Here is a 12,260-nt window from a genome sequence, read left to right on the forward strand (position 1 = left end):
AACATAGCAAGCGTTAAATTTTTAACAGCATCTGAATTCTAACATGATTTTTAGAATCCTACAACTATTTCTTTTACATCACTTATATCGCCACATAGTATTTTAAACTTAACGCTATTCTGCCGCCTTCAAGTAACTGCTTACACAGTAGAGAACCTGCCCATTATACTCTACTCTGGACCAACCATATTCATTATTAATTCCTGTTCTTGTAAAAGTGGTTCCTGCATAGACTGTTGCCACCACTACAGAATCTGTATCAGTAACACTTGGCTTAGAGCGCAAGTTAATTACTTCCTTTGGTGTTACCACTTCATTTACATCAGTAAACTTTGTTCTAAAGCCAGTATCAGTAGATGTAGACTGGTCTGCCGCAGGCTGTTCCTGAGCTGCCGGCTGTGTAGTTTGAGCTGGGGCACTTAGATCTGTAGTCAAATAGCTTGAAACAGCATAGTAAGTCACACCATCATAGACAACTCTAGACCAGCCACTTGAGCTAACACCTGTACGTGTTGCTGTCTGTCCATTTGTAAGAGTCAGCATTACCGTGCTGTCTGCCCCTTGGCTTGGGATATTTCTTAGATTAGTCTGACTCTTAGCTGTGACTGTCTCGTTTACTTCATCAAATTTCATCAAGGCCTCTACGTCAGCTGATGCCTCCTCGCGGCCAGATGTGTCCTGAGCAGATGCTGTGGCATCATAACCAAAATACGCCACATCAACATCCACCTTTTGCTTTATTCCTGGCACTGAGCCCTGATTGGTGTACTGCCACATTGCGCACTGTCCATCATAAGCAGGTCCATTAGCAATGTTGCTTGTATCTTGATTGTACCAAGCCATCCATATCTTGTAGCTCTTTTCGATTGTGCTTGTCTTCCATTTTGCATCAGCAGACAGCTCATTTCTTGAAGCGTAGAACATCGGTGTATAACCCTTGGCTCCAATCTCCTTTAAAAATGCCATGGCAATATTGCTTCGCTGATCCTTTGATAAGCTGTATTGTCTGCTTGTACTTTTTTCAAATCCCTCGCAGTTATATCCTACGGGATAGGTTATTGAATATTTTGAAATATAGCTAGCTACCCAGTCTGCCTCCTCAACTGCCTCATCAGTTGTTACAGCTGTGGAGAAAAAATATGCACCAACTTTTATTCCATTTTTCTCGGCCTCTTGCATATTATATTTTGCATTGCTATCTGCCTTTATCTCACCTGTTGTGGAATCTCTATATCCAACACGTACCATTGCAAAATCAATTCCCGAGCCTGCCACCTGAGCCCAATCTATAGTGCCCTGGAATTTTGAAACATCAATACCATATGTAATTGATGTATTTTCCCCTGCCACATTTGAACTAACTAAATCTGATACTTCTAACGCCTGACCAGTTTCCACTGTCACTGTAATCTGAGGGTCAGTTGCATCTTCTTCCGTAACTACTATTTCTTCTTCAGGTTCTTCAGGAATTGCTTCTTCATCAGTTTTAACTGCTTCAACCTTCTCCTCAACTGGCTCATCTTCTGTAACCTTTGTGACTATATTAATTAGCAAAAAAGCTCCGCCAACTGCCACCAAAAGAATAACTAGAAACATACCAACTATCACTAGTCTTCTCTGTATCATTTTGCATCTTCTGCGACTTCTTCTATCATTTCGTCTTGCCACGATAATTCTCCCTTTAAATCTTTTGTACTGTAATAATATACCACAATTTAATTTTTGTCGCAGAGCGAAATATCTTCACAAAAAAGAGTTTTGCTTAATAGGATATTACAAAGTAATTTCCTAATTAAGCAAGAAAAGGCTGACACCTTAAGTGCCAGCCTAATGCTTCTATTATTAATATTTTATTTAAAGAATGACATCTCGTTATTCAGCTGTTCTGCAACATCTCTAAGTCCTGTAGCTGAATCAGCAAGGTTAGATACTGTAGCTGAAAGTTCTTGAACTGATGCACCCGTTGTCTCAGAAGAAGCTGCGTTCTGCTGAGATATAGCAGAAAGTGATGACATTGCATCTGATACAACATCATTTGAAGCCACGCAAGTGCTTGCTCCATCAGCGATGCTCTTTACGCCCTCTACTGTCTCTTCGATATCAGCAAGCATTCCATTTACAGAGCTAAGTGTCTCTCCCAATGCTTCCTGCTGCTCAATATTACCCTGGCGAACCTGCTCTGCTGCTGCAACAGCCTGCTCTGCCTCAGACAAAAGAACATCCATTACCTGACGAATCTCCTGAGCCATATTCTCTGAATCGTCAGCAAGCTTTCGAATCTCCTCTGCTACAACTGCGAAGCCCTTACCTGCCTCACCAGCTCTTGCTGCCTCTATTGATGCGTTAAGTGAAAGAAGATTGGTCTGGGAAGCGATTCCAGAAATACCTTCTACTCTCTCATTAATGTCTCCTACTGCCTTTTGCGTAGCACCGATTGTCTTTGCAATCTCTTCAATCTTAAGAGTCATCTCGCTGCTTGAATCCTGAAGATTTATAAGGGACTTGCTAGAGGCCTCTGATGCATCCTTCATTCTCGCTGCAAGATTTTCCATATCATCTGTAGAACTCTGCACTCCGCCTACAGCATCTGTAATCTTTCCAACATTCTCTGCTGCCTGCTGAATTTCCTCTGCCTGCTGAACTGCTCCTGTTGCAATCTCCTGCACTGCAGTTGAAACTCCTGCTGTTGTTGCAGAAATCTGATTAGCCATATCTGATAATTCTTCAGATGAATTGCCGACTGTAGAGGCCGACTGCTTAATATGTCCTACTATCTCATCAAGCTTTTCTATTACAGTATTTGAGCTCTTTACAATCTCTCCAAACTCATCCTTCCTCTTAGAAAATCCGGATATACGTTTGAACTTACCATCTGCAAGCTCTGATAAAGAATCATTAACTGCATTGATTGGCTTTGTAAATCCATTTGCCAATATTACTGAGATAATAGCAACAATGATTAACAACACAAGACCAATACCAATAACTATGTATGCAGACTGTCTTGCTGCTGCCATAATTGCACTCTCTTTTATTGCCACACAAACTGTAAATCCAGAAAGTGTATCCTTAGCAAATGATACATATGTAGGATAGCCAACTGCAGTAGACCTATATGTTCCCTCAATAGCATCACTATTCATATAAGGTGATGAGCTGAAATTCATCACCTGATCTTCTGACGTAATCTCATACTGAGAATGTGCTACTAAATCACCATCTCTATCTACGATAAATCCCTCATCACTCTCTTCTTCTAGGATTGTGTGGAAATCATTTACATTGTAATTTCTGTGTACTGTACCAAGAATCCTTCCTGTGTCAGGATCTTTTACAGGTGCTGCCATACTAATACTTCGTACACCTGTAGATTGGCTGGTGATTACATTTGATACTGCAAATTCACCCTTCATAGCCTGCTGCCAATATTCACGTTCACTAATATCAACTAGCTTGCCATCATCATCTCGCAGTACCATCCAACCCTTGTCGTTTGTCAGAACTACTACATTTCCATCATCTAAAAACTCATCGATGGATTTCATCTGAGCCTTCAGATCATTCATGTCCACCTCTTCGCCCTTCATAAAAGCGATAACTGTTGGTGAATCTGCAAATGAAGTAATAGCTGACTGGTTAGTAGTAATAACCTGTGCAATAGCAGCCTCCACGTACCAAGTCTGCCATTCTAGTGAATCGATTGCATCCATTTTTGCCTTTTCCGTAGATGTGTAGTAACTGATTCCTACTGCAATAACAAGCGGGACCATCGCCACCAAAAGCATGGCTACAATCAATTTGGTTTTAATACTTTTGCTCCAAGCTATACCATTTTTCACTCCCCGTTTAGCCCTTTCTTTTCCCATAATCGCCGTCGCCTCCTTGTTTGTAATAGTTACTCCCTTTACTTCGTCAAAACAGCGTGCTTTGCAAAAGTAGTGTCACTATTTTTATATTAGCTCAACGGGATTTGGAAAGTGTGCTTTTTGTGTGAACAATTGGCTAAAGCTCCTATTGTTTTAGAGCATCAGTGTAGTATTCGTTTCCATAAATATCCGTAAATACGTATGAGATTAAAAGTTCACTGTCCTCAATAACAAGATTTGTAATCTGCATCTCAGACATATCCTTATCAATTGTCATCTGCTCACCGAGATAATATTCCTCTTCGATGCTAACATCATCCCCTTCCTTAGCATAGTATTTGCAGATAAAATCAATTGTATCTCCAGGCTGAAGCTCTGTAAGATTCTTAGCGATAACTTCTGTGTTTTCATCATATCCAAAGACAGCTCCAGCTACATAACCATCTTCATGGGCGGAATCAAATACCAAAATCAAATCTGCTCTCTGACCATTTAACATAATTGGAACTCGGCCTGTGATAGTGTAGTTATCTGCTGTACCTGTTGTATCGATATGATAATAAGCAACAATCTGACCATCTATTGCAAGCCAACTTCTATCCTTATTTGCGATAAGATTTCCTTCTTCATCCCACTCAAACGTATTATCAAGTCCTAAATCTATATAGCCATCACCGTCTTTTACAAGTGTGGAAAGCTCTATATCCTGAACGTTTCCCCACTGAGTTTCATCTAGGGCGATAACTGTATCCCCAGCATCATTTTTCGTCCACTGAAGATTAGATAAATCCAAGTTGTTTTCAGCAATATACTCTGCAGCAATTTCTCTATCCACACCATTTTCAAGGAACTTATTACCGCTTGCTGATGAAAGCATTCCAAGAATCTGACCAATAGCCTCTGGGCTAGTTAAATCGATTCCAGCGCTGCTACCTGAACTGCTAAATATGCTGCTTGGGAATTGGTTATTGTTTGTAGCCTGCTGACCATAGTATTCCATGGAAGCAAACTTCTGAATACACTCACTATAGCTATCATCCATACCAATCTCACCATAAGTAGACACCATATTATCTACCTTGCTAGTCTGACGGTATGGGAAATAGATTGAAAGACCATAGGCATTTGTCATATTTGAAGAGGTCTTGTTATATTTAACTGCCCCTAAAAGCGACTGTGCCAATTCCTTGCCTTCACTATTATCAAGCTTCACCGCAAAATCGATAAGGTCAATCTGATCAATTCTAGATGAACTAGCGAACTCTCTTGTACTTGCTCTTGCATCAGAAACAACTTTGTATTCCTTTTTCTCAATCAATGAAGTTGTTGAATTTGCAAATCCCTTCAAATCCTCAGGAACAGTTGCAGAAAGTTCAGCCAAATCTATAAGGGAAAGAGTAGTCTTCTGGCCTGGGCACTGTTGACCACACTGAGCCACAAAATCATCCACAATTGTCTTTCCTATCTCAAGAGTAGACTGTGAAGAATTGCCGCTTAGGTTTGTAAGCCAATTGGTATAATACCAGCCGATACCAGGCTCTGTTTCCTCAGATGCAATCATATAATCACTGTGAGAATCAAGCATAAGACCTGTTTCAACTGTAGCCATAAGACAAGCATCAAATCCGATGAAATCATACTTTAAGCCACCATCTGTAAGTGCCTTATTAATCTCTGCCAAGTCCATTGAACCGGCATTCTTATGCTTTTCATCGTAGCCGTATCCAGTTACTGAACCGCCGCCGTGATCCCAGAAAATAAGGGCATATCTATTGGCAGGGAAATTCTGACCACCCCACTTGATAAAACTAGACAATGTATTTGGGTCTGTCATTGGAAGGTCTCCGATATTGTCCTTCAGTAGCGCCATCTTACCATTTTTAATCTGGTAAATCTGGTTTGTTCTATTACTTACAACAGAGTTCTTCCAGCCTGCACAACCACCTGTATATACTAAAAGATTGATATTTCCAGACACAGTAGCATTAAGCATCTCCTGAATATCCTTTGATGCCATAGCTGCTCTAGATTCAAGGTCAGTTCCGCACATATACACCATAATAGTCATGGTATCAGCGCCATTGCCCTTTATTTTTGTGTACTTCTCACGGGCTGAGTTTGCTACATACTCGTCTAACACTCCTGTATTAGACTTCATGCTCCATGTTGAATTACCACTTTGAGACATGCTAGTATAGTCTCCACCTAAAAGAGTAGATGCTAGAGTAGATATTGTATTGCCTGCAGTGCTACCACCAGAGCTACCTCCTGAGCTTCCGCCTGAGCCACCTCCTCCAAGAAAGGCGCCAAGACCGCCGCCTCCACCAAGCAATATAATAAGTGCAAATATCAAAAGCTTTCCAAGGCCACCGCCTCCGCCGCCATTTACGCCTCGGTTGCCACCTGAACCGCCACTAGTTCCCATTGGACGACGATGAACACTTCCACTTCCTGTTACATTCTTTTTTCTTGATATAGGTCTGTCAGCCATCTTTCTCCTCCCGTTCATACAAAATGACTCTATTATCTTTATTTTACACTTTTATCTAAAAATGGCAAAAAATCAGAGACCCGTGTAGTTAGGCCTCTGATAGTTTTACTATTTAAATTATTTTAGAGCCATTTCTTCCATTTCCTTGGCTATCTTGCTGATTACCTCTAAGGTGTCGTTCATGTTGGTAAGAGCTTCCATGGCGTCATCACTAACTGAGCCAACAGTATCTGTGGCTGCCGCTACTTCCTCCGAGGTAGCAGAGAGGTTGGTGATGTTGTCCATAATCTGAGTGTTGGCATTGATTACATCATCCACAGATGCCTTTACCTGAACTACTCCAGAGCGAAGGTCGTCTGTGCCTGTCTTGATTGCATCAAGCTTTGTGCCTGTCTCTGTAATGAGATCATTTTGCTTTGCAGCATACTCAGCAGATTTGGACATAGCAGCTGATGCAGATCTAGCATCAGATGTAAGACGCTCTATAATTCTCGAAATCTCTTCTGTTGCCTCTCTTGTACTTTCAGAAAGAGCTCTGATTTCATCGGCAACTACAGCAAAGCCTTTTCCGGCTTCACCGGCTCTAGCAGCCTCAATGGATGCATTAAGAGCAAGCAAGTTGGTCTGGCTTGAAATACCAAGGATTGTCTCTGTGATAGCCTGTACATCCTGAATACTGTCATTAAGCGCCTGGGTTGTGCTTGCTGTTTCAATGTTGATATTTGCAACTTCCTCAGCCTGGCTCTTTAGCTGATTAATAAGTGATACACCATCGTTTACAGTGCTTTCTACCTGGCTAGAGACTTCATCAATTGTATTAGCCTCTTCACCTACAGCCTGAATGCTTTCCTGAATTACGGCTGTTTTATTTGTCTGGTTTTCTATAGCCTCTGCTGTATTTTTTGTACCCTCAACAATCTCAACAACTGAGTCATGTACTACATTCATATGGTCATTAAGATTATTAGATACTTCATTAGCTTCTATAAATTTGTTATTAAGCTGCTCTGCTAAATCAACAATTGCCTCAGATGTCTCTTTGATATCTGTTGCCTTGTCCTTAATAGTATCAAGTGTCTCTGTAGTCTGGCGACGCTGCTGTCTACAAACGATAACTGCCATTGTACAAGCAATAATACTAAATAAAAACTGTGTGGTAAGATTTTGTCCTGTGATTGCCCCCTCACTTACCTGCATAAATCCTGAAGCCAAAAGACATACATTGGCGATGATACATCCTATTCTTACAGTGTTTGCCTCACCATAAATCATTACAATCAGAATTATGGTATACATGAAAATATACATGTGAGGATCACTTGGCTTAAATATATTAAGAACAAATAGAACCACCATTGATAGGGTGACGCAGTATTTGTAAATATATTTTTCCCCGTACATAATAGCGCCTACTTGTAATAGGATAATAACTACAATCGCCACAACAAGTCTTACTGTATCAAGAGGATTTACCCCATTAAAATACAATGCACGTAATGCAAAAAAGGCAATTGCAATAGCTGCTATTGTACCGCAGTATCTAGCAAGCTTATTTCTCTCGGACATCTGTCTTCTTTCGATTTCCATCTTTCCTTGGGCTTCGCTCATATTTTTTCCTCCACACTATGTATGCAATTAAAAATGAATAACGCTAAACACACTGCTAGTAATTAACAGTATATCAATAATAGTCTGAAATTTGTATGAATTAGCAGAATTTTCACAAAAGATTCATTGCATAAAAAAATCCCTATACCAATGACTGGTATAGGGATATAAAACAATCTAATTATTTAGCTGAAGCTTTAAGTAATTCAACGATTTCCTTTTCAGTAGAAAGGCTAAGAACCTTCTCTGCTAAAGCGTCTGCATCAGCCTTTGACCACTTAGAAATGATTGCACGAGCTGTAAGTACAAGAACTGGGTTAACAGAGTACTCATCAAGTCCGAATGAAATCAAAAGTGGAATCATGAGTGGATCAGCTGCTGCCTCACCGCACATACCAACAGGAATACCTGCTTCGTTAGCTGCTGCGATGATGTTCTTGATTGAACGAAGAACTGCAGGCTGGAATGCTGAATAAAGGTAAGCTACCTTAGCATTTCCACGGTCAACACTCATTGTATACTGTGTTAAGTCGTTTGTTCCGATTGAGAAGAAATCTGCTTCCTTTGCAAGCATATCAGCAATAAGTGAAGCTGCTGCTGTCTCAATCATGCAACCAACCTGAATGCTAGGATCGAAGCTAATACCCTCGTTAGTAAGCTCCATCTTGCACTCTTCAACAAGTGCCTTAACGGCTCTAATTTCATCAACACATGTTACTAAAGGAACCATAATCTTAACTGTACCAAATGCGCTGGCTCTTAAGATTCCTCTAAGCTGTGTCTTGTAAATGTCTGTGTTAGCAAGGCAATAACGTACTGCTCTATAACCAAGGAATGGATTCTCTTCCTTCTCAAGGTTCATGTAAGGGATTTCCTTGTCACCACCGATATCAAGTGTACGAATGATAACTGTCTTGCCTGACATAGTCTCAACAGCCTCTTTGTACGCCTCGAACTGCTCATCCTCTGTAGGAAGATGTGGCTTGTCCATGAATAAGAACTCAGAACGGAAAAGTCCGATACCTTCGCCATCGCACTCGATAGCCTTCTTAGCATCCTTAGGGGTACCGATGTTACAGAAAAGCTCTACTTCCTTGCCATCAGCTGTAAGTGTAGCCTTGCCAACGAAGTTCTTAAGCTCTGCCTGTGCACGGATGAACTCCTCACGCTTGATAACGTACTGAGAAATAACATCCCCGTCTGGATTGATATATACATCACCCTCTGTACCATCAACGATAGCAGTGTCCTTGTCCTTAACAATCTCACAAATATTAGGAATTGAAAGAACTGCAGGAATCTCTAAGGCTCTAGCAAGAATAGCAGAATGAGATGTCTTGCCACCAACCTCTGTAATAATTCCAACTACATTTTCTTTTACGATCTGTGAAGTCATAGATGGAGTCAAGTCATGTGCAACCAAAACAGTACCTGGTGCAACCTTGCTGATATCTACGTCTTCTACCCCAAGTAATATCTTAAGCAAGCTGATTTTGATATCAGAAATATCTGATGCACGCTGACGCATCATATCGTCCTCCATCTTAGAGAACATACCGATGAACATATCGCATACTGCAGTAACAGCAGCCTCTGCGCACTGTCCAGCCTCGATCATCTTAGTCATCTCGCCTGCCATTGTAGGATCAGCGATCATAGCTAAGTGACCCTCCATGATCTCAGCTTCCTTAGGACCAATATTCTTTCTGATATTCTCTGCCATCTCGGCTGTCTCAGCCTTAAACTTTTCAATGGCATCATTAAATCTTGCCTTTTCAGCATCTTTGTCTGCTACTGGCTTAGAATCAAACGATAAATCGTGCTCAGTAATGAGACAAATGCTACCAATACCAATTCCCCTAGACGCTTCTATGCCTTTGTACATAGGTTCCTCCTTAGAATTAATCTCCGAGACCGCTCTCAACAAGCTCTACAGCCTTTGCAAGTGCTGCTTCCTCATCTGGACCATCTGCCTGAATCTCGATCTCAGCACCACACTTAATGCAAGCTGCCATAAGCATCATAACGCTCTTTCCATCGTACTGATTACCATTGAATAAGATCTTAACGTCTGAATCAAATGGTGTAACAGCTGCGCTGAAAACTGTAGCTGGACGCATGTGAAGTCCCTGCTCATTTGTTACCTTAACTACTTTTGAAACCATAATATAAAACTCCTTTCGTTTCATGCCTGTATCTTATAATACCTTATAAGCGTAAAAATGTACTTATATACTTTATAGAAAAACAATTGATTTGTCTATAATTGTTCTTCTAAAAAATACATAAAAAATTAGAAAAAATCAAACAATTTTTACAAACAATAATTCCGAGGGTCGCCCCTCGGAATTAAAATGAAATGTTTTTATATACGGAATAACCGGAATTTACTGTGCTACATTCTTCTTTAAAATTCCAAGTAATAGGCAGCTAGCTGCTGAACCAGCTAAAAGTGCTACAAGGTAAAGTGCTACGTTACCAACAACTGGGAATACGAAGATTCCACCATGTGGAGCCATAAGTGTACACTTAAATGCCATTGAAAGAGCACCTGCAAGACCAGAACCAACCATAAGTGAAGGAATTACACGAAGTGGATCTGCTGCTGCAAATGGAATAGCACCTTCTGTGATGAAGCAGAATCCCATGATAAAGTTAACTGGACCAGACTTTCTTTCATTCTCTGTAAACTTCTTTGGGAAGAAAATTGTAGCAAGTGCGATTGCGATTGGAGGAACCATACCACCAACCATAACTGCTGCCATAATCATCCAACCTGTCTCATTTGCTGCTGCAAGAGAAGCTGTACCAAATACATAAGCTGCCTTGTTGAAAGGACCACCCATATCTGTAGCCATCATTGCGCCCAGAAGTACTCCAAGAGCTATCATTGAGCTTGTTCCCATACCCTCAAGTAATGAAGTAAGTCCTGAGTTCAACGCACCCATGATAGGATTGATTGCACACATTACTACTGATATCAAAAGTGTACCAAATAATGGATAAATGAATACCGGTTTGATACCTTCCAGTGAAGCTGGAAGAGCCTCACAAAGCTTTCTCAAACCAAGAACAATATAACCTGCTGCAAAACCTGCAACTAATGCTCCAAGGAATGCTGATGGAATATCTCCACCTGGTGATGCAAATGTTGCACCAGTAGAAGCAAGATAACCACCTACGAAACCAACTGCAAGACCTGGTCTGTCAGCAATTGACATTGCAATGAATCCAGCAAGGATTGGAAGCATGAATCCAAATGCGCCACCACCAATTGTCTTGAACCATGCAGCAACTGGTGTGTTTGAACCAAAGTTACTTGGATCAATTGAATAATCATCAAGCAAGAATGCGATAGCAATAAGTACACCACCACCGATAACGAATGGAAGCATATGAGATACACCATTCATTAAGTGCTTGTAAATCTTACGACCTACTGATTCGTTAGATGAATCTGTAGTCTTGATTCCACCACTTGCATGCTGATATACAGAAGCATTGTTAGCCTTTTCAATAAGTGTCTCTGGGCTGTGGATAGCTTCCTTTGTAGATGCCATAACAACTTTCTTTCCATGGAATCTCTGCATATCGATGTTCTTGTCACATGCGATAATAACAGCATCAGCCTCTTCAATTTCCTTAGATGAAAGTACATCTTTTGCTCCACCGGAACCATCTTTTTCAACCTTGATTCCATAGCCTAACTCCTTAGCCTTAAGCTCAAGAGCCTCAGCTGCCATAAATGTATGAGCAATACCAGTAGGACATGCTGTTACAGCAACAAGCTTCTTTGAACCAGTTGCTGCTGCAGATGTAGACTGGCTAGCATCCTTTTCAGCTTCCTTCTCATCAATAAGTCCTAAGAATTCATCAACTGACTTTGCTGCTACAAGCTTCTTACAGAATGAAGCATCCATAAGCATTGTCATAAGCTTTGAAAGAACTTCAAGATGTGTATCTGCGCCACCTTCTGGAGCTGCAATCATGAAAAGTAAATCACTGTTTTTGCCATCAAGTGCCTTGTAATCAACACCATCTGGACATGTAATACCAACAAGGCCAGCCTTTGCAACAGCTGCTGACTTACCGTGTGGAACAGCTATACCGTTACCTATTGCTGTAGAGCCCTTAGCCTCACGCTCTAAAATAGCTGTCTTGAATGCTGCCGCATCATTCAAGTTGCCTACTGCCTCATGAAGAGCAATAAGCTTGTCGATTGCTTCGTTTTGATCAGCAAGAGAAACACCAAGTTGGATTCCCCTAGGATCAATGAATTCTGAAATTTTCATATT

7 protein-coding genes are annotated in these 12,260 nt (G+C 40.9%); all 7 read right to left on the minus strand.

Translation table 11 applies throughout. The features are described from left to right. Nucleotides 1-114 precede the first annotated feature (114 nt). Nucleotides 115-1,668, minus strand: a complete 1,554-nt coding sequence (locus BLP50_RS10370) for a GH25 family lysozyme (protein ID WP_242869257.1) — start codon at nucleotides 1,666-1,668, stop codon at nucleotides 115-117. Between the two features lie 182 nt (nucleotides 1,669-1,850). Beyond that, nucleotides 1,851-3,866: a methyl-accepting chemotaxis protein gene (locus BLP50_RS10375; RefSeq protein WP_090154430.1), complete on the minus strand. Its 2,016-nt coding sequence runs from the start codon at nucleotides 3,864-3,866 to the stop codon at nucleotides 1,851-1,853. Nucleotides 3,867-4,011: 145 nt separating this feature from the next. Next, nucleotides 4,012-6,357, minus strand: coding sequence for a clostripain-related cysteine peptidase (locus BLP50_RS10380; RefSeq protein ID WP_090154432.1), 2,346 nt, complete (start codon nucleotides 6,355-6,357; stop codon nucleotides 4,012-4,014). A 117-nt stretch (nucleotides 6,358-6,474) separates the two neighbouring features. Further along, on the minus strand, nucleotides 6,475-7,965 hold the full coding sequence (locus BLP50_RS10385; protein WP_090154434.1) for a methyl-accepting chemotaxis protein: 1,491 nt from the start codon (nucleotides 7,963-7,965) through the stop codon (nucleotides 6,475-6,477). Nucleotides 7,966-8,146: 181 nt separating this feature from the next. Continuing rightward, on the minus strand, nucleotides 8,147-9,850 hold the full coding sequence (gene ptsP / locus BLP50_RS10390; protein WP_090154436.1) for a phosphoenolpyruvate--protein phosphotransferase: 1,704 nt from the start codon (nucleotides 9,848-9,850) through the stop codon (nucleotides 8,147-8,149). 16 nt (nucleotides 9,851-9,866) lie between these two features. Continuing rightward, a complete protein-coding gene (locus tag BLP50_RS10395) occupies nucleotides 9,867-10,130 on the minus strand; it encodes an HPr family phosphocarrier protein (protein WP_090154439.1) in 264 nt (87 codons plus the stop codon). A 222-nt stretch (nucleotides 10,131-10,352) separates the two neighbouring features. After that, the gene (locus BLP50_RS10400) at nucleotides 10,353-12,257 is read right to left on the minus strand and encodes a PTS fructose transporter subunit IIABC (RefSeq protein ID WP_090154441.1); all 1,905 of its coding nucleotides are present in this window, start codon (nucleotides 12,255-12,257) and stop codon (nucleotides 10,353-10,355) included. Nucleotides 12,258-12,260 lie beyond the last annotated feature (3 nt).

Source organism: Pseudobutyrivibrio sp. AR14, from assembly GCF_900101325.1.
Classification (GTDB): domain Bacteria; phylum Bacillota; class Clostridia; order Lachnospirales; family Lachnospiraceae; genus Pseudobutyrivibrio.